Annotated in this window: 19 protein-coding genes; 15 read left to right on the forward strand and 4 right to left on the reverse strand. The window is 54.2% G+C overall.

All coding sequences use genetic code 11. The annotated features are described in order from the left end of the window. Window positions 1-119: 119 nt before the first annotated feature. Both FLZ89_RS07935 and FLZ89_RS16555 read right to left on the reverse strand, forming a co-directional pair. Window positions 120-596: a nucleotidyl transferase AbiEii/AbiGii toxin family protein gene (locus FLZ89_RS07935; RefSeq protein ID WP_141263123.1), complete on the reverse strand. Its 477-nt coding sequence runs from the start codon at window positions 594-596 to the stop codon at window positions 120-122. Then, window positions 545-844 (reverse strand): DUF6922 domain-containing protein, encoded by a 300-nt coding sequence (locus FLZ89_RS16555; RefSeq protein WP_373995604.1) that lies wholly within the window; start codon window positions 842-844, stop codon window positions 545-547. The genes FLZ89_RS07935 and FLZ89_RS16555 overlap by 52 nt, the downstream gene beginning before the upstream one ends. 231 nt (window positions 845-1,075) lie before the next feature. Between FLZ89_RS16555 and FLZ89_RS07940 the strand changes: the two genes are divergently transcribed. The 14 genes from FLZ89_RS07940 (at window position 1,076) to FLZ89_RS08005 (ending at window position 17,340) form a co-directional block, all read left to right on the forward strand. Continuing rightward, a complete protein-coding gene (locus FLZ89_RS07940; protein ID WP_141263121.1) occupies window positions 1,076-3,811 on the forward strand; it encodes a sigma 54-interacting transcriptional regulator in 2,736 nt (911 codons plus the stop codon). Window positions 3,812-4,042: 231 nt separating this feature from the next. Next, window positions 4,043-4,534, forward strand: coding sequence for a PTS sugar transporter subunit IIB (locus FLZ89_RS07945; RefSeq protein ID WP_172613502.1), 492 nt, complete (start codon window positions 4,043-4,045; stop codon window positions 4,532-4,534). Between the two features lie 13 nt (window positions 4,535-4,547). Continuing rightward, window positions 4,548-5,315 (forward strand): PTS mannose/fructose/sorbose/N-acetylgalactosamine transporter subunit IIC, encoded by a 768-nt coding sequence (locus FLZ89_RS07950; RefSeq protein WP_141263118.1) that lies wholly within the window; start codon window positions 4,548-4,550, stop codon window positions 5,313-5,315. A gap of 2 nt (window positions 5,316-5,317) precedes the next feature. Next, window positions 5,318-6,151: a PTS system mannose/fructose/sorbose family transporter subunit IID gene (locus tag FLZ89_RS07955; protein ID WP_141263116.1), complete on the forward strand. Its 834-nt coding sequence runs from the start codon at window positions 5,318-5,320 to the stop codon at window positions 6,149-6,151. A gap of 71 nt (window positions 6,152-6,222) precedes the next feature. After that, complete coding sequence (locus FLZ89_RS07960; protein WP_062280391.1) at window positions 6,223-6,633, forward strand: PTS sugar transporter subunit IIA; 411 nt, start codon at window positions 6,223-6,225, stop codon at window positions 6,631-6,633. Then, on the forward strand, window positions 6,630-7,742 hold the full coding sequence (locus FLZ89_RS07965; RefSeq protein WP_141263112.1) for a uroporphyrinogen decarboxylase family protein: 1,113 nt from the start codon (window positions 6,630-6,632) through the stop codon (window positions 7,740-7,742). Before FLZ89_RS07960 ends, FLZ89_RS07965 begins: the two co-directional genes overlap by 4 nt. 25 nt (window positions 7,743-7,767) lie before the next feature. After that, window positions 7,768-8,037, forward strand: coding sequence for an HPr family phosphocarrier protein (locus tag FLZ89_RS07970; protein WP_141263110.1), 270 nt, complete (start codon window positions 7,768-7,770; stop codon window positions 8,035-8,037). Window positions 8,038-8,074: 37 nt separating this feature from the next. Then, window positions 8,075-9,778 (forward strand): phosphoenolpyruvate--protein phosphotransferase, encoded by a 1,704-nt coding sequence (gene ptsP, locus FLZ89_RS07975; RefSeq protein WP_141263108.1) that lies wholly within the window; start codon window positions 8,075-8,077, stop codon window positions 9,776-9,778. Window positions 9,779-9,859: 81 nt separating this feature from the next. Then, window positions 9,860-10,342, forward strand: a complete 483-nt coding sequence (locus FLZ89_RS07980) for a hypothetical protein (RefSeq protein WP_141263106.1) — start codon at window positions 9,860-9,862, stop codon at window positions 10,340-10,342. Between the two features lie 122 nt (window positions 10,343-10,464). Further along, window positions 10,465-11,979, forward strand: coding sequence for a sodium:solute symporter family transporter (locus FLZ89_RS07985; RefSeq protein WP_141263104.1), 1,515 nt, complete (start codon window positions 10,465-10,467; stop codon window positions 11,977-11,979). Continuing rightward, window positions 11,957-13,255, forward strand: a complete 1,299-nt coding sequence (locus tag FLZ89_RS07990; RefSeq protein WP_141263102.1) for a phenylacetate--CoA ligase family protein — start codon at window positions 11,957-11,959, stop codon at window positions 13,253-13,255. Before FLZ89_RS07985 ends, FLZ89_RS07990 begins: the two co-directional genes overlap by 23 nt. Before the next feature lie 190 nt (window positions 13,256-13,445). Further along, on the forward strand, window positions 13,446-15,242 hold the full coding sequence (iorA, locus tag FLZ89_RS07995; protein ID WP_172613503.1) for an indolepyruvate ferredoxin oxidoreductase subunit alpha: 1,797 nt from the start codon (window positions 13,446-13,448) through the stop codon (window positions 15,240-15,242). Then, the gene (locus FLZ89_RS08000; protein WP_141263099.1) at window positions 15,235-15,819 is read left to right on the forward strand and encodes an indolepyruvate oxidoreductase subunit beta; all 585 of its coding nucleotides are present in this window, start codon (window positions 15,235-15,237) and stop codon (window positions 15,817-15,819) included. Before iorA ends, FLZ89_RS08000 begins: the two co-directional genes overlap by 8 nt. A gap of 213 nt (window positions 15,820-16,032) precedes the next feature. Beyond that, complete coding sequence (locus FLZ89_RS08005) at window positions 16,033-17,340, forward strand: pyrimidine-nucleoside phosphorylase (protein WP_141263097.1); 1,308 nt, start codon at window positions 16,033-16,035, stop codon at window positions 17,338-17,340. A gap of 439 nt (window positions 17,341-17,779) precedes the next feature. On the opposite strand, the gene FLZ89_RS08010 is transcribed toward FLZ89_RS08005, so the two are convergent. Both FLZ89_RS08010 and FLZ89_RS16560 read right to left on the reverse strand, forming a co-directional pair. Next, entirely contained in the window at window positions 17,780-17,887 is a 108-nt protein-coding gene (locus FLZ89_RS08010) for a HepT-like ribonuclease domain-containing protein (protein ID WP_141263095.1), read from the reverse strand. Continuing rightward, the gene (locus FLZ89_RS16560; RefSeq protein WP_373995605.1) at window positions 17,844-18,110 is read right to left on the reverse strand and encodes a HepT-like ribonuclease domain-containing protein; all 267 of its coding nucleotides are present in this window, start codon (window positions 18,108-18,110) and stop codon (window positions 17,844-17,846) included. The genes FLZ89_RS08010 and FLZ89_RS16560 overlap by 44 nt, the downstream gene beginning before the upstream one ends. On the opposite strand from FLZ89_RS16560, the gene FLZ89_RS08015 reads away from it, so the two are divergent. Further along, window positions 18,091-18,786, forward strand: a complete 696-nt coding sequence (locus FLZ89_RS08015) for a FadR/GntR family transcriptional regulator (RefSeq protein WP_141263094.1) — start codon at window positions 18,091-18,093, stop codon at window positions 18,784-18,786. The genes FLZ89_RS16560 and FLZ89_RS08015 overlap by 20 nt on opposite strands. Window positions 18,787-19,080 lie beyond the last annotated feature (294 nt).

The raw sequence follows: 19,080 nt of genomic DNA on the forward strand, positions 1-19,080 counted from the left end.
TGGCTTCGTCTATCCAGATGCCGTATTTAAACCAGAATAAGCGGTGGATGGTCATGACGGTGTTCCAAACTTTAGCGGATTCTCTCTGCAGGCTTCTGGCCAGTTCCTCCTCATGGGGTTTAAGACGCAAACTTACGCCGGTAAAATTCCAGGCACTGGCGCACGTCGGCAATTTCCCGGGCAATAAAATACAGGTCATAAAAGTCCTTTCTGCTGCCCCGCGAGGCGATGGCTTCTATTTTCATCGGGGCAATATCTTCAGGGGATGCCACCGGGCAACCCCTGAACTTAGCAAGGGGAAAGAGAAGGGGATACCGGTAATACAGAAAACTAACTTTAATTCCCCGGAAAATCCCGTGCAGGGTGCCCCACCTTTCCCCCAGTAACTGAAAGTCGTCCAACTCATCGAGCCTTTGTTTAAGCATTAAAGTATCTACAGGAGATGGCGAAAAGAAATCCAGGTCTTCCGAAAGGCGATGTCCCAGGTGTAAGGCCAGGGCCGTGCCGCCGGCCAGGTAAAAGTCCTGCAGTATACCGGCAGAACTTAGTAATTCCAATGCACCTTGTCCCTGCGGTGGGAGGGTGGACGTAAACACCTGAGGTCATCCTCCTGCAAATGGTAGTAACAGCGCCAGAAATTGCCGGTTTTAGCGGACAATCTAGGGCTCGTCTTGATTACTTCCAGGAGCTCTTCATCCCTGTACTGTCTCATAACCCACCGGATGGCTCTAGTATCCCCATATTCCAACAACCGCTCGAGGATAAAATAGGACTCATCCCGGCTGTCCAGGCTGTCAAAAGACACATCCCAAAAATACTTTTTTAAGAAAGCCGGTAACCTCAACGGGTATCTCCTGCCCTTTCCCCAGCTTGAGGATAATCTTTTAGGTCTCTTTCAACTTTTCACCACTGTAATTATACCATTTTTTACGGGGATGTGAAAGTTTACCAGTGACTTTTCCTTATTTGAGTTCTCCCGTTTATTTCAAAATGTTCTTGCTCTCAGCCTGAAAATAAGCTACATTATACATTATAATAGTGTTTTAAAGTGTTTTAGAGTGAGGAGCGGGGGATAATGGAACGCAAGAAAAAAGTATTGTTAGCCCTGGACAGGCTCTGCCGGGAAAAAGCGCCGGCAGGTCAACTGGAAATTGGCTTTACGGCGCAAGAAGTGGCCCGGGAGGCAGGCATAACCCGCAGCAATGCCAGCGGCGACCTTAATTACCTGGTCAAGGAAGGGCTGGTGGTTAAATTTCCCGGCCGGCCGGTAAGGTTTGTCACCAGGCAATACTGGGAAGAGAGTAAGGCCAGAAATGGCAGGGAAGATACCGGAAGGATGGCAGTCCAGGAAATCGAAATGAATCCTTTTACCAGTCTATTGGGCTGGAATTCAAGCCTCAAGGTAGCCGTGGAGCAGGCCCGGGCCGCCCTCCTTTACCCGCCCCACGGCCTGCATACCCTCCTTATCGGCCCTACCGGCAGCGGTAAAACCCTTTTTGCTCGGACTATGTTCAGGTACGCCCAAACTTTGGGGCGAGTTACCGGCCAGGCCCAGCTGGTCTCTTTCAACTGCGCCGATTATGCCCACAATCCCCAGCTGCTCATGAGCCAGCTCTTCGGCCATGTTAAAGGCGCCTTTACGGGGGCTGCCCAGGAAAAGCCCGGCCTGGTAGATGCCGCCCACAAGAGTATCCTCTTCCTGGATGAGATCCACCGCCTACCCCCGGAAGGCCAGGAAATGCTCTTTTATTTAATGGATAACGGCCAGTACCGGCGATTAGGAGAAACCGGGAGCTACCGTTCCTGCACCACCCTGGTTATCGGCGCCACCACCGCCGACCCCCATTCTTCCTTACTGGCCACCTTTTACCGGCGTTTTCCGGTAGTGATCAATATCCCGCCCCTGGCCGAGCGCCCCCTGGCCGAAAGGTTATTGCTTCTAAAGCAACTATTGGCGGGTGAAAGCCGGCAGATTGGCCGGCCTTTAAAGGTTACTGCTGATGCCATCCGCGCCCTGCTCCTCTATGATTGCCCGGGAAATATTGGCCAGCTATTTAACGATATCCGTTTAACCTGTGCCCGTGCCTTCCTGGATGCCACCAGCAAGGGGACCAGGGAAGTAGTTATTACAGCGGCCAGCCTGCCGCCCCATGTTCAGCCACGCTCTGCTGCTGGAGATAACTACCTCCAGGAACTGGCCGGGCTGGTCCTGGAAGAGGAATGGTATATTGAACCTGATGAAGCCGGGGTTACCGCGGCTTGCCAGGTACCAGACCTTTATACTTTACTGGAGAAAGAAAGGGAAGCTAACGGGGTTGAGAGTATAAACAATGAAGTTCAATGGAAGCGGGCCCGGCAGGCCCTAGAAGAATATTATCACCGCTACCTGAAAGAGACGGTCCAGGATTGGAAAAATGCCAGGTTACGGCTGGCGCGCCTGGTTGGCCAGGATATCATCGCCCTGGCCCAGGAGGCCATTAAAATAGCCAGGGAAGACTTGCCGGGGCAGGTCGACACCAGTACTTTCCTGGCCCTGGCCCTGCATCTCAACGTCTGCCGGCAGCGGTTAAAGACCGGGCAGGAAATTATCAACCCCTACTTGGAAGAGATTGCCAAGGAATACCCCCGGGAGATAGAAGTCGCCCGGAAAATCATGGCTTTAATTGAAAAGAGATTAAACCTTGTCCTCCCCCCGGATGAAGCGGGATTTCTGGCCATGTTGTTCCGGGCAGGCAGGGAGGGAAAAGAACCGGCATGGGAACCGGTGGGAGTCGTTGTCATGGCCCACGGCAGCCGTACGGCTACCAGCATGGCGGAAGTAGCCAATAAACTGGTAGGTACCAGTGCGGCCCTGGCCCTGGATGTACCCCTGGAGGGCGAACCGCAGCAGTGGCTGATTGAAGCCACCAGGGTGGTCCGCCAGGCTGATAGAGGAAGTGGTGTACTCCTGCTAGTAGATATGGAGCCTTTAATTTCTTGGGGTGAAATAATTGCGAAACGGACGGGTCTTAAAATTCACGTTCTGGATAATGTCACGACGGCGATGGTTATCGAGGCTGTGCGTAAAGCCAGCAGGTTTCCCCTGCATGAACTGGTAACAGAAATAGGAAAGTATCATTACCTGGAAGAATATTGGCCCCTGGAAGGGCAGGGGAATAAAATCATCGTTGCTACCTGCCTGACAGGGGAAGGGGCGGCCCGCCGGATCAAGTCCATGATCCGGGAATGGCTGGGGGATAGGGAGGAGATAAATATTGTTACGGTTAATATGAACGGCCAGGTAACCGACAGCGGGATGGGATGGCAAGCTCTAAAAGGAAAAGGGAAACTGGTAGCCGTGATCGGTAGCGTTGACCTGAAAATCCCGGATGTACCCTTTATTTCCCTGGAGGAATGGCTGCTGGGGCAGGGCCGCCGGCGTTTGCAGGAACTATTGCAGTTACCAGCTAGAGAGCAGGATATTACACCTCAGGAATTGGAGGCGGTCCTGGCCCAGTACCTGCGTTTTTTGGAGCCTGGCAAAATGCTAGATCTTTGTTCACAAATCACCCGGCAACTCAGCCAGAGCCTTGGGCGCCGGTTGTTGCCGCACCATAAAATTAATCTGATCGTCCATTTGAGTTGCCTGGTAGAAAGGCTGCAGGCCGGCGAACAGGGCAGTTCCTGGCCGGGGGAAGAGGAGATAAAAAGACGCTACCCGCGGGAATGGCTGGCAGTGGCCGAAGCCCTGGCCGGCCTGGAAAAGAATTTTAATATAACTATTCCTACCGGTGAGATAGCCTTTATGGTCCAATTTCTACAGGAGACTTGAGCCGGGCTGGACAATGAGGCCGGGGCCTGTAACCCCGGCTGGTTGTTTGCCGTGGGGGTTTTTGTGTTTCCTTGTGTTTTAAACACTTATTCCCGGCCTGGATACTCTGAAGGCTGGCATGAAACTTGCAACGTTAAGGAATTGTTACGTTAATAAAAATTTCTTTACGGAGGTGTTAGGTAAAGAGGAAAGGAGTTCTCGAGATACAACGGAAAGGAGGTGTTTGGAGGTTTGAGTGCGGTAGTTTTATTCCGGATCGATGAACGCTTGATTCATGGCCAGGTAGTTACGGCCTGGGTATGCCATGTTAAAGCCAAAAGTATTATGGTTGTCGATGATACCAGTGCTCGTAACCCTGTGCTGACTAAAGTTTTAAAAATGGCGGCGCCGCCGGGAATACCGGTGAGTGTCTATGATGTGGAAGCAGCCAGCCAGGCTTTAGCCCAGAGTGACGAGGCTAACCGGGTCATGCTCATTGTCAAGACGCCGGAGGTAGCTCAGAGGCTTATTGCCAGGGTGGATAACAATAACGTGTTTCCTCGGGAGATTAATATGGGCAATGCCGGCAAGACGCCGGAGAGGACCAAAATTACTCCTAACGTTTACCTGGATGCCAGCGGCCTGGCAGCGCTAAAAGAAATTAAAGCAATGGGTTATGAAGTATATTTTCAGACTGTTCCGGGTGATACCCGTTTTACATGGGAAAAGGTAGTAAAGGTATGAAGGAGGGTTAAAGATGGAATTATGGCAGGCGGCAGCTATTGCCTTTGCCGGCTACCTGGGATGGATTGCCACCCCCTGGCTGGGAGGTCAGCCTATAGGCTGGTATGTTTTTGGGCGTCCCCTGATTGCCGGTACCATAGTTGGATTAATTTTAGGAGACCTGCCTACCGGTATGATGATTGGTGCTACTATTAATGCCTTGTATATTGGTGCTGTTACTCCCGGCGGGGCAATGGCGGCTGATTTGAATTTTGCCGGCTATGTCGGCACGGCTTTAGCCATGTTAACTAAAGTGTCACCTGAGGTTGCCGTTACCCTGGCTGTACCCCTGGGGCTGGTAGGTACCTTTACCTGGCAGTTCTTTGCCACGGTGGGGGTGTTTTTCGCCCACGCTGCCGATCGGTATGCTGAAAAGGCTAATATTCCCGGCCTTACTTTTATGTTAATGGGTGCCCCTCAGATTTTGGCTTTTATCCTGCGCTTTGTACCGGCCTTCCTGGTTATTTACTACGGGGCACCAATTGCCAATAACCTGGTAGCCTACATTCCGGACTGGCTAACTAAAGCCTTAACCGTTATCGGTGGTATGCTTCCTGCCCTAGGTATGGCCGTCCTGCTCAAAATGTTAAATAAAGACAACCGGTATATGGCCTTTTTCCTCCTGGGTTTCCTGGCCGTGGCTGCTTTGGAACTGCCTATTTTACCTGTATCAGTAGCAGGGGTGGCGCTGGCCCTGATTAATTTGATTTATACCAGCGAAACCAGCCAGAGGGAGGCATAAAAATGCAGGAACAACCGGCCAAAGCTGTACCTGAAATTACGAAGAAGGACCTCCGCGCAGTTACGTTACGCTGGCTTTTCTTCAATACTTCAGCCTGGAACTGGGAACGCATGCAGCATATTGCCTTTGCGTGGAGCCTGCTGCCCGTTCTAAAAAAGCTTTATCCAGGTAGAGAGGAACTAGGTGCGGCGCTGAAAAGACACATGGTATTCTTCAATACCGAGATGACCATCGGCAGTCCTATTATTGGCGCCATAGCAGCCATCGAACGCCAGAAGGCTACTGGCGAGGAAATAGCCGATGATACTATTAATGCCATTAAGAGTGGTCTTATGGGGCCTTTCGCCGCTATCGGAGATTCCCTTTGGGCCAGCGCCGTCAATGCCATTCTGTTAAGTTTTGCCATGAGCATGGCCTTACAGGGCAATATCCTGGGACCCGTAATCTATACCATCGCCTGGATTGCTCTGACCTGGTATATGATGTCCACCGGAGTCAATCTCGGTTATCGCCTGGGAGTAAATGTCTTAGATTCGGAATTTCTGACTCCCCAGACTATTGAGCGGGTGACCCGGAGCCTTAATATTTTAGGCCTCGTTGTAGTAGGAGCTTTAAGTGCCACCTTTGTTTCCCTTTCCACTCCTATCCAGTGGACTTTACAGCAAAAGGCGACTACCCTGCAATCCATCCTAGACGGCATGATGCCCAAGTTTTTACCCCTTTTATGGGTAGGGCTGGTGTGGTACCTGCATCAATTTCGCAACTGGTCGATTATGAAGTTGCTTGGCTTTACCATCGTGGTAGGTTTCGTTGGTTCTTTACTGAAAATCTTTTAACTTATCTTACCTGGGGCTTGGAGGCAAACTCCAGGCCCCATCAATCCGACTTCAACTGGGAGGATTATGTTTTGGTTGGCATATTATTATTGACTCATGGGAAACTCGGCGAGGCTGTACTGGATGTAGTAACAATGCTTTTAGGTCCCCAGGAACAGGTCCGGGCCCTGGCCTTAAATCCAGGCGACCAGATTGATGCCTTTCGTGAAAAGGCCCGGGAACTGGCTACGGCGCTGGATCAAGGTGACGGAGTTTTACTCCTGGTGGATGTCGCAGGGGGTAGCCCGGCTAATATAGCCCTGGAGATGGTTACTTCGAGCAACAGGGCCGTGGTAACTGGTGTTAACCTGCCGATGTTGCTGGAATTATTTATCCATCGCAAAGGGGCAACATTGGCGAGTTTAGTTGACCGGGTTCAGGACTGGGGCCGCGAAGGGATCTCTACCATGAAGCCGGAAGATATGGGGAGTGCAGCTGTATGAACAGCAGGGAAAGGGTTATTAAAGCCTTAAAACACGAAGAACCAGACCGGGTACCTCTGGCTTTGGGCGGTAGCGCTTACAATATCCATGATCACGCTTACCGTAGGCTCCTTGAATATCTAGATTTACCCAGTGACTGGCCGCCGTTTCGCCAGGATGGGTTTAAGACAGGTAACTACCTGGACGAAAGGGTACAGGCCGCCCTGGGGATAGATTTTCGTTATGTTTATCAACCAACACCTGATCTGGTACGCCTGAATGGTACTAGAGCCGTGAACGGCTGGGGGCTTACTTTAGAAAAGGTAAACGGGTTTTCCCATGCCCAGCCGACCCTGGCCGGAGCTACAATTAAAGACATTGAAAACTATCCCTGGCCTGATCCCCGCGATTACCGGCCTGCTCCCGGGACCGGGAAACGGGCGCGGGCCTATCAGGAGGCCGGTTTGGCGGTAGTGGCTCGTTCGGTTTGTTCTTATGGCTTCCTCGAGCAAGCAGGGCAATTACGCGGCACCGAACAGTTCATGGTTGACATGTTGCTGGATGAAGCCCTGGCCCGGTGCCTGGTTGATCACATCGGCAATACGATTTATGGTTTAATGGAAGTATACCTGGATGAAGTAGGGGGATATATTGATATCCTGGAACTGCCTGGTGACGATTACGGCTCCCAGGCCGGCCCGATTATTTCCCCGGACCTGTTTAAAAAATACTTCCAGCCCTGGTACATGAAGCTGGTGGATTTAGTAAAAAGCAAGTCGCCCGGTACTTATGTCCTGGCCCACAGCGACGGGTTTATTACTCCCTTCATACCCAGCTATATTGAAGCCGGCATTGAACTGTTGCACCCCTTACAACCGGGTGTAGGCATGGACCTGGCGGCCGTTAAGCAGGAATTTGGTAAGGATATTGCTTTTATAGGCGGCATTGACATCCAGCAGGCCCTGCCTTCCGGCCCGGAGGCAGCGGTGGAAGAGGTTAAAAAGCGCTTGCAGGAGCTGGCTCCCGGCGGCGGCTATATCCTGGCGCCCGCCAACCATATCGGGCCGGATGTAGCTCCGGAAAGCATTGTGGCTATGTACCGGACGGCGGCGGAACTGGGGAGATATTAAAAGCCGTGAACAGGGAGATGACTTTATGCCAGAGGCAAGGGTTATCCTTAAGAATCCTTCCGGCTTACACGCCAGACCGGCAGCAATATTCGTCCAAGCGGCGAATGGCTTTACAGCAGACATTATCTTGCAGCGTGACGGTAAAGAGGCAAACGGTAAAAGCATCCTAGCGGTTATGGGACTGGGAGCCAAATGTGGTACCGAACTGGTTATCCGCGCCGAAGGGGAAGATGCCGACCAGGCTCTGGTTACCCTGGTGGAACTGGTGCAGGCAGGCCTGGGCGAAGCAAGCTAGCGGGGTAACTGCTTAATGCTTAAAAGGAGATGGCCGTATGTTGAAAGGAATTGCCGCTGCGCCGGGAATAGGTATTGGGCCGGTGTATCTGATAGAACTGAAATCCAGGGAAGAAGAAACTGACAATAGCCAGCTTTTACATGGGCCGGAGGAAATCCAGGCCGAGCTGGCGCGGCTGGAAGAAGCCATTGGCCGGGCCAAAAGAGACCTGGAAGAGCTGGCGGCCAGAACAAGGCAAGAAATCGGTGAGGCAGAGGCCGGCATTTTCAACGCCCATATCCTGATGCTTACCGATCCCACTTTTATTGCCAGCGTAAAGGAAAAAATTAAGGTTGAGAAAAAAAAGGCCGCCCGGGCGGTAGAGGAAATAGCCGAAGCCATAGCCAGCAGCTTTGCCGTCCTGGACGACGACCTGTTCCGGGAAAGGGCTGCGGACATCAGGGATGTGGCCGCCAGGCTTCTGGACAATCTTGCGGTGGGGTCACGCCGGGCCCTGGAGCTGAAAGCAGGTTCAATCGTCGTAGCCAGGGAACTTACTCCTTCCCTTACGGCTAATTTTACCCGGAATACTGTAGCCGGGATTGCCACGGAGATAGGAGGGCCTACCAGTCATACGGCAATTGTGGCCAGGGCCCTGGGGATACCTGCCGTCCTGGGTGTTCAGGGGCTAATGAACCGGGTCAGAGACGGTGAACTGGCCATTATCGACGGTAGTGCCGGGGTGGTTTACTTAAACCCCGGCAGCGAGCTTTTAGAGGAATATAAAAAGAAAAAGGCGGTACTGGAAGCAGGCCGGCGCGATAGCAAATATGCCGGGCCGGCCAGGACGAGGGATGGCCGGCACATTGAAGTGGCGGCTAATATCAGGAACGCTGCGGAAGTAAAAATCGCCCTGGAGCATGGTGCCGGGGGCGTGGGATTATTTCGTACCGAATTTCTCTTTATGAACCGGGAGGAACCGCCTGGAGAAGAAGAACAATTGCAAGCATACAAAGAGGTAGTGGCCGCCTTCCAGGGGAAACCGGTGGTGGTCCGCACCCTGGATGTTGGCGGCGATAAGCCCTTGCCCTATCTTAACCCCGGCCACGAAGAAAATCCCTTCCTGGGCTTAAGGGGGTTGCGGCTTTGTCTGACCCGGCAAGAACTTTTCAAGACCCAGTTGAAGGCCCTCCTCCGGGCTGCCAGTTACGGCAACCTGAAGATTATGTTCCCCATGGTGACCACCCTGGAGGAGATACGACAGGCTAAAAAGATTATGGCAGAAGCCCGGATGGAACTGGAGGCCAACGGGTTGACCGTTAGCCACGTAGAAACAGGCATTATGATCGAGGTTCCTGCAGCCGCCCTGATGGCGGACGTCCTGGCCCGGGAAGTAGACTTTTTTAGCATTGGCACCAACGACCTTGCCCAGTATACCCTGGCGGTAGACCGGGGTAATGAAAGGGTGGCCGGGATGTATGATGCCTGTCACCCTGCCGTGCTGCGGTTGATAGATGTCACCGTTAAGGCGGCCCACCGTTACGGCAAATGGGTGGGTTTGTGCGGTGAACTGGCAAGTGAAATTCAGGCCGCCCCCCTGCTTGTTGGCCTTGGACTGGATGAAATAAGCATGAGCCCTGTTTTTATACCACCAATGAAAGAGGCTGTAAATAAGATTGCTTACCACGAGGCCCGGGAACTGGTGCGGAGGCTCCTCGAACTACCAGGTCCCCGGGAGGTACGGGCAGCATTAAGCAAATAATATCTTCGCACCCAGGACAGGGTGCATTTTTTCTTGCCTGGCTTTAGCTGCCATGATAAGATTTTATGGGAGGGGTAAAAGGTGGAGGAACAAAAAGTCCTTTTGATGCTGGAAAATATCCAGGCGATGGTTAAAGCCAGCATGGAAGGACAAAAGGCTTTTGAAGAGGCCTTTGAAAGGCGCTTGTCAGCGCTGGAGAAAGGCGTTGATTGTCTTAATGAAAAAATGCAATGGGCCGCTAATGCCGTCAGAGATTTGAGACAGGAAGTGGGCGCAGTTCAGGGTGAAATAGTATCGCTCAAGGCAGATGTAGCCGAGTTAAAGGCGGAGATGGCAGCCGTAAAAGCAGATGTAGCCGAGTTGAAAACGGAGATGGCAGCCGTAAAAGCAGATGTAGTCGAGTTGAAAACGGAGATGGCGGCGGTAAAAGAAGAGATAGCAAACCTGCGTGCCGAAAATACAACTCAACATCAAAAAATGGAGAGGCGTTTAAATGTTTTAGCAGGAGAATTTGGTCGCCAGCATATTGAAATTGAGATGCTAAAAGCCAATGCAGGATGGTAATCAATGATGGCGTATGCCTTCTGCGTAAAAGCACAAGAAACTTAACTGGCCGGCAGGATTCTGTCCTTTGGTGTGGAATAAAAAAACCATTAGACTTCAAGGCAGGACGGGAGGAAGGCAGGATGAAGTTTTTTATTTTGGGCTTATATTTTGCAGCACTTATCGTTATCGGCTTTTACAGCTTGAAGAAATCGCGGGATGTCGGCGGATTTTTCCTGGGCAACCGGACCGTGGGCCCCTGGATATCGGCCTTTGCCTACGGGACGACCTACTTCTCCGCCGTTATTTTTATTGGCTACGCCGGTAAGGTAGGCTGGGGTTTCGGCCTCTCCGATTTATGGATCGTCATCGGCAACGCCTTTATCGGCAGTTTCCTGGCCTGGAAGGTCCTGGCGCGGCCGACCCGGGAAATGACGGTGCGCCTGAATGCGATGACCATGCCCGAGTTCCTGGCAGCGCGTTATGAGAGCCCGGCCCTGCGGACGGTAGGGGGGCTGTTAATATTTATTTTCCTTGTTCCCTATTCCGCCTCAGTATATATGGGTTTGAGTTACCTCTTTGAACAGGTCTTCCAGATTGACTTTGCCAGCGCCCTCATCATTATGGCCGCCCTGACGGCCGTCTACCTGGTCCTGGGTGGTTATATCGCCGTCACCCTGACTGATTTCATCCAGGGCTTGATTATGATTGCCGGCGTCTTTATCCTTATATATTATGTCATTATCGCGCCGCCGGTGGGTGGCCTGGTCACCGGCATCAGCCGCCTGGCAGCCATAAATCCCAGTCTGGTTTCCCCGCTGGGCCCCAACTGGTTTGCCCTTTTATCCCTGGTAGTCCTTACCAGCCTTGGCCCCTGGGGCCTGCCCCAGATGGTGCAGAAGTTTTATGCCATAAAGGATGAACGTTCCATCCGGGCGGCGACGGTGGTCTCGACCTTTTTTGCCCTGATCATCGCCACCGGCGCCTACTTTACCGGCGCCTTCGGCCGCCTTTTCTTTAACAACCAGATGCCGCTCCTTAATGGCCAGCCCAACCCGGACCTGATTATGCCCCAGATTATCGACCAGTACTTGCCGGCCTGGGTGGGGTTGCTCCTGCTCATGCTGGTGCTGGCGGCTTCCATGTCTACCCTGGCGTCGCTCGTGCTGGTCTCCAGTTCGGCCGTGGCCATTGACCTGGTCCAGGGGGCGGCGCCCCAAGTTCCCCGGCGCGCTGTCATGGCCCTGCTGCGTTTTTTGTGCGTCTTTTTTATCGGGTTGTCGGTATACATTGCCTTAAAACCCACTATTATCCTGGTCCTCATGTCCCTGTCCTGGGGTACGGTGTCCGGCGCCTTTCTGGCACCCTACCTGTACGGCCTGTACTGGCCCCGTACCACTAAAGCCGGAGCCTGGGCGGGACTTTTGAGCGGACTTATTATATCACTAGGGTTAGCTTTTTATTACCACCTTGACGGCGGCATCATCCCCACCATTGGCTCCCTGGCGATGCTTATTCCCCTGGGTGTGGTACCCGTGGTGAGCCTTGTGACCCCGACCTTTTCCCGGGAGCATTTAGCCAGGGTTTTCGGCCCCGGCAGGGTGAGTACAGTAACAACTAAAGGACTGGTGTCTGATGATCTGGGATTTGGCAAATGAGTGTCGTTCTCGGGCGGAGATGGAGGCTTTGCAGTTGGCCCGGCTCCAGGAAACGGTAGCCAGGGTCTACGAGCGGGTGCCTTTTTACCGCCAGGCTATGGATGCTAAAGGTATCCGGCCATCGGATATCCGCACCCTGGCGGATGTCCGCCTGCTGCCTATGACTACCAAGGAGGATTTTCGCCAGAATTATCCCTATGGCCTCTTTGCTGTGCCCCTGAGGGAAGTGGTCCGCCTCCATGCTTCTTCCGGCACCACCGGGAAGCCCATTGTAGTGGGCTATACCCGCCGCGACCTGGAAATCTGGACGGACCTGGTGGCGCGGATGGTGACTCTCGCCGGCGTCACTGCTGACGATGTCGTTCAGGTTGTGTTCGGCTACGGCCTTTTCACCGGCGGTTTTGGCCTGCACTACGGCCTGGAACGGGTAGGAGCCACGGTGGTACCGGCTTCAGCCGGCAACTCCAAACGGCATATTATGTTAATGCGGGACTTTGGTACCACCGTCCTGGTGGGCACGCCGTCCTATGTCCTGCACCTGGCTGAGGTGGCGGAAGAAGAAGGTGTGGACCCGCGGGAACTCCCCGTGCGGCTGGGCCTGTTTGGCGGCGAGGCCTCCAGCCGGGAAATGCTCAAAGAAATCGAGCGGCGCTGGGGGATGCTGGCCACAGATAACTACGGCCTGTCGGAAGTCATGGGACCGGGCGTCTCCGGCGAGTGCGAGTACCAGGACGGCCAGCACGTGGCCGAAGACCACTTCCTGGTGGAGATCCTTGACCCGGTTACCGGGGAACCCTGTCCGCCGGGAGTCAAGGGCGAGGTGGTTATTACTACCCTGACCAAGGAAGCCCTGCCGGTGCTGCGTTACCGCACCCGGGATATATCTTGTTTAAATTTTGAACCCTGCCGCTGCGGTCGTACCACGGCGCGCCTGGCCAAAATTACCGGCCGCACCGATGATATGCTCATTATCCGGGGGGTCAACGTCTTTCCCTCCCAGGTGGAGAGCGTCCTCATGGAAATTGAAGGAGTAGCTCCCCACTACCAGCTTATAGTCAGTCGGCGCAATTACCTGGATGAGCTGGAAATTCAGGTAGAAGTAGACCCGGAGTTTTTCAGCGATCGCTATCGGCAGCTGGAGGAACTGGAAGAAAAAGTTGCCGAGCGCCTGCATACAGTACTACAGCTAAAGGCGCGGGTGCGCCTGGTGGAGCCCCACAGCATTCCCCGCAGCGAAGGCAAGGCCCGGCGGGTGATTGACTTGCGGTCGAAATAAATAAATATCAAGCACCGGCCAGGGAACCGTTAGCTAGAAAACCCGTAGAAACGGGTTTTTATTTTATTCTGGTCACGTCCCGGGGTTTCTTTTAAGGCCGGGTAGTGACTCAGGGCGGTTATTAAGTTAGAATAAAAGTATTGCGGCCCGCATTACTCACAATGGGCCTGAAGGTGGGAGAGGTGAAAGTGTGCGGGAATTATTGATTGGTAATCATGCCCTGGCCAGGGGCGCCTGGGAAGCAGGGCTGCGGGTAGCCGCTGCTTACCCGGGGACACCGAGCACGGAAATAATCGAAGCCCTGGCCGGGTACCCGGAAGTATATGCAGAGTGGTCCCCGAACGAGAAAGTAGCCCTGGAGGTCGCCATTGGCGCGGCCATCGGGGGTGCCAGGGCCCTGGCGGCCATGAAGCACGTTGGCGTTAACGTCGCCGCCGATCCGCTGATGACCCTGGCCTATACCGGTGTCAATGCCGGTCTGGTGCTGGTGTCGGCCGATGACCCCGGCCTTTTTAGCTCCCAGAACGAGCAGGACAACCGTTTTTACGCCCGTATAGCCCAGATACCCTGCCTGGAGCCGGCCGACAGCCAGGAAGTTAAGGATATGACTATGCTCGCTTTTAGCTTAAGTGAAGAATTTGATACCCCGGTAATTTTACGTCTGACCACCCGTATTGCCCATTCTTACAGCCTGGTGGAGCTGGGCGAACGCCGGGAAGTGCCCCTGAAAGATTATCTAAAGCAACCTTCCAAATATGTCATGCTGCCGGCCTACGGCAGGGCACGCCACCTGGTGGTGGAAGAAAGGCGTCTCAAACTGGCGGCCTATGCGGAGACTACACCCCTGAACCGGGTGGAATGGGCCGACCGGCGCGTGGGTGTTATTAGTAGCGGTATTGCCTACCAGTACGTTAAGGAAGCCCTGCCCGGGGTTTCGGTACTGAAGTTGGGGTTGACTTATCCCCTGCCGGAGAAGTTGATCCGCGATTTTGTCAATGCTGTTGAGACCTGTTATGTGGTGGAAGAGCTGGAACCCTTCCTTGAAGATCAAATCCGCGCCTGGGGCCTGCCCGTAGCTGGCAAGGAACTGGTGCCAAGGGTAGATGAATTGAGCAGCGCTATCGTCGCCCACACCGTGGGTTCTCGGGTAGCAGCCCTGGCCCCGGAACTGGTTTCGCCGGCACTGGCCCAGCCAGCAAGAGCCCCGGAAGCGGCGGCGAAGGCAGCTGCAGAACTTCCCGGCCGCCCGCCCCTCATGTGCCCCGGCTGTCCCCACCGCGGCGTCTTTTACGTCCTGAAGAAACTCGGGCTGGTGGTAGCTGGCGACATCGGCTGCTACACCCTGGGGGCGACGCCGCCCCTGCAGGCCATGGATACCTGTATCTGCATGGGGGCCAGCCTGGGTGTGGCCATGGGCATGGAGAAGGCCAGGGGTCCGGAGTTTGCCCGCCGGGTGGTAGGGGTTATCGGCGATTCCACCTTCCTGCACTCAGGTATGACCGGCCTCCTGGACATGGTTTATAACGGCAGCAACGGCACCTTGATTATTTTAGACAATGGCACCACGGCCATGACGGGGCACCAGGATCACCCCGGTACCGGTTATACCGCCGCCCACCGGCAGGCTCCCAAGGCCGATCTGGAGCAAATCGCCCGGGCCCTGGGGGTGCAGCGGGTGCAGGTGGTCGATAGCTACGATCTGGAGGCGGTTGAAAGGGCTATCCGCGAAGAAACGGCGGCAGCCGGACCTTCGGTAATTATTGCCCGCCGTCCCTGCGCCCTTTTGCATAAAGAGAAAGAAGCAGTTTATATAGTAGATAAGGAAAACTGCCTGGGCTGCCGTTACTGCCTGGAACTGGGCTGCCCGGCCCTATCCTTCAACGGGGAGCAGGCCGTCATTGACCCGATCCAGTGCAACGGCTGTGGCCTCTGCACTCAGGTTTGCCCGGCAGAGGCTATAAGGAAAGCAGGTGAAGGTAATGAATAATGGCGTGGTTAATGTACTGCTGGTCGGCGTCGGCGGCCAGGGGACGATCCTTGCCGGCCGCGTCCTGTCCCGGGCGGCGGTTTCCTTGGGGGGCGAGGTCAAGGTTTCCGACATCCACGGTATGGCCCAGAGGGGCGGCAGCGTAGTGACCCAGGTCCGTTTCGGTCCCCGGGTATATTCTCCCGTGATGGCTCCCGGTACGGCTGACTTCCTGGTGGCCTTTGAAAAGCTGGAGGCCCGGCGCTGGCTCTACTACCTGAAGGACGGGGGGCAGCTCATCGTGAATAATCAAGAACTCCCGCCTTTACCCGTCCTTACTGGAGCGGCGGCTTACCCGGCCGGGTTGGTGGCTGAGATGGAAAAGCTGGTTAAAAACATGCTGGTCATCGACGCCCTGGAGCTGGCCCGCCAGGCCGGGAACGTGAAGGCCGTCAATATGGTCCTCATGGGCGCCCTGGCCAGGCAGCTGCCCATCGGCCGGGAGGCCTGGGAAGAAGCCCTGGCCGCTTCGGTGCCGGCTCGGTTTTTGGAGGTTAACAAAAAGGCATTTAATCTTGGGTGGGACCATAATGGATAACAAAAAGGTCATATCTTCCAGGTTATACCTGGGGATATGACCTTTAGTTTTAGATGAGGAGCTACTCTTGCCCCGGATAAACCGGCGAGGTATAATGCTTGCAAGAGTATTTCCTTGTATTTCCACCTGGCGGGCCGCCAGCAGTTTTTGAGGGGCTTTTTTGTTGCCGGCGGGTGAGAAAAAATCGATTGTTTGCGGGAGGTTTATATAATTATGCAGATGCTTGACTTAATCCGCCGCAAGCGGGAGGGCCAGGCCCTGACACCGGCAGAAATTGAGGCCATGATTCAGGGTTATACGGCCGGTACGATTCCCGATTACCAGATAGCGGCCTTTCTTATGGCTGTCTACTTCCGCGGCCTGAACCAGGATGAGACGGCCGCCCTGACCCGGGCCATGGTAGCCTCGGGGGAGAGAATTGATTGGAGTTCCATCCCCGGTGTCAAGGTCGACAAGCACAGCACCGGCGGCGTAGCCGATACCACAACCCTGGTCCTGGCGCCATTGGTAGCGGCAGCCGGGGTACCGGTGGTCAAGATGTCCGGCCGCGGCCTGGGCCACACCGGCGGCACCATTGACAAGCTGGAGGCCATTCCCGGCTTCCGAGTGCAGCTATCCAGGGAGGATATGGTCCGGCAGGTGAAGGAAATCGGGCTGGCCATCACCGCCCAGACAGGTAACCTGGTGCCGGCTGACGGCAAGCTCTATGCCCTGCGGGATGTTACGGCCACGGTGGAAAGCATCCCCCTCATCGCCAGCAGCGTCATGAGCAAAAAAATCGCCGCTGGTGCCGATGCCATAGTTCTCGATGTTAAGGTTGGCAGCGGGGCCTTTATGCCCGACCTGGCTTCGGCCCGAGAACTGGCCCGGACCATGGTGGCCCTGGGTCGGGAGGTGGGCCGGCGTACGGTGGCGGTTATTACCAATATGGACGAACCTCTGGGAATGATGGTGGGCAACGCCCTGGAGGTAAAGGAGGCTTTAGCGGTCCTCCACGACGGCGGGCCAAAAGAACTGCGGGAGGTCTGCCTTACCCTGGGCAGCCAGATGCTTTTGCTTGCCGGTGCGGCCGGCAGCGAAGGCGAGGCCCGCCGGCGTCTGGAAGATCTCCTAAACGCCGGTGGTGCGCTGGCCAAATTCCGGCAGTTTATCGTCGCCCAGGGCGGCGACCCGGAGGTGGTAGACAATCCGCAACTCCTGCCGCAAGCCGGGGAACAGGTAACTATATCCTCCCCGGCCGGCGGTTACATCAGCGCCGTCCAGGCCCGCCTGGTGGGCGAGGCGGCCATGCTCCTGGGAGCCGGGCGGGTCACCAAGGAAAGCCCTATAGACCTGGCTGTTGGTATTGAGCTCAAAAAACGCCGGGGAGATTATGTTAGCGCCGGCGAGCTCCTGGCTGTCTTCCACGTCAACGACCGGTTGAACCTGGAGGCGGCCCGGGAGAGATTCCTGGCGGCCTATACCCTGGCACCAGAGCCGCCGGTCCCCCAGCCGCTGGTGTATGAGATAATAGGTGATTAAGCACCTGCCCAGGGGTAACGATAGATTGACTTCGCCAAGATGAGAGTGGGATTCCTTGTAAAGCGGCGGTCAGGCAGACTATGACAGCCGACGCCAGCCGGGCGGCAATGCTACCAGGCATGACGGGTCATCTCCCGTAGGACTGCTTCCCATTTTTCCTTTGGCGCCAGCTTTACCACTCGCTCCAGGCCAACATTAATCAAGAGTGCCCATAAAAGTTTCTCCCTGGCATCATGATCTGAGGGACCGCCACAAAGGAAGCCTCCAATTAACTACATTTTCTCAGGGAATACTTCTTTGTAAGTTTCCCAATTAATTGCCTGGGGATGGAGTTCGGAAGCAATCTTTGGCGTCATCATCGATCCCACCTTTCTGAACTACGTTATCTTTGTTCAGGTAGTCAAGTATGTGGTTCACAAATTCCGCAAAATCACCCAGCTTATCTTTCAAGGAGATTATAGATTTCTTCAGCAGTAATATCGGCATAACCGTGCACCAGGCGATTACGATAGGCAGCCATGCCTTGGAACTTTAGCATAAATCCCATGAGGATCACACCGTTTTTTTCCCAACAAGATAATGATGCTTTTATAATCTTCCGGCCGTCCCAATCCTTTTTTAGCTATAATATGTCGGCCAATATCCAGGAGCGCTTCCAGAGCCCGGCGCAGATGTTCGGGGAAAATAACCGATTGCCATCGGCCCGAAATAATGCAATAATAATCTAAAAAGAACCTCGAGGTAAGGCCGATGGATCTGCAGCCTATCAAAACGAAAAAGATTTATGAAGAAATCGTCGAGCAGGTAAAAAAATCCCTCAGTGAAGGCAAGCTGATGCCTGGGGAACGCTTTTACTCGGAACGGGAGCTGTCGGAGAAACTGGGCGTTAGCCGGGCATCTGTCCGGGAGGCCATTCGCGCCCTGACTACTATGGGCGTGCTGGAGGTAAAACCCGGTGAAGGTACTTTTGTCCGCAAGGTGCAGAACTGCGATATTGTCCAGCCCCTGGTCATGGCCCTGCTGCTAGAAGAACAACAGGCCGTATATTTACTGGAAGCCAGGCAGATACTGGAACGGGAGATAGTTTACCTGGCGGCGCAGCGGGCTACGACCGAGGAAAAAGAAAAGTTGGTAGAGATAATCCAGCAGATGAGCAACGAACTAGCCCGGGGATTTCTCCAGGAAGACACGGATGTCAAATTTCATTTAACCATAGCCGGTATGTCCCATAATCCCATCCTTTCCCGTTTGATGTACACTATTGCTGATACCATTGCTCAGACCCTGGCCAATAAAAGAAACCGTCTTTACTCTGATCCGGAGAACGCTTGTGTGCTTTTTGAACAGCACAATGAAATTGCCCAAGCCATTATTTCCGGGGCCGCGGAATCGGCACGTCGAGCAATGGGCAAACACCTGCGCTTTGTGGCCCGGCAGTTGAAATAGGAGGTCTTGTCCTGACGGTCTTTGCCAGTAAATCTGTAAGGGATATTGTTCGCCTGAAACTCCCCGTAGTTTTGAGTTACCCTGCGGGGAGTTTTTATTTTTGGGAAGAAAATCCGGATATTTTAAGTCTCAATTTCCGCCCTCGTATATAAGAGGCGTATGAATAGCAGTTTTGTTACTATGATAGGAGATTATGGCAAAAGTATTGCCGTATTTTTCATGGCTTTCCATGAAGGGGAGTGAAAAAACAAAAAAGAAAACGTTTACCATAACATAGAATGCCAGTGGGAAACG

Source organism: Moorella sp. E306M, assembly GCF_006538385.1.
In the GTDB taxonomy this organism is placed as follows: Bacteria; Bacillota; DSM-521; order Neomoorellales; family Neomoorellaceae; genus Neomoorella.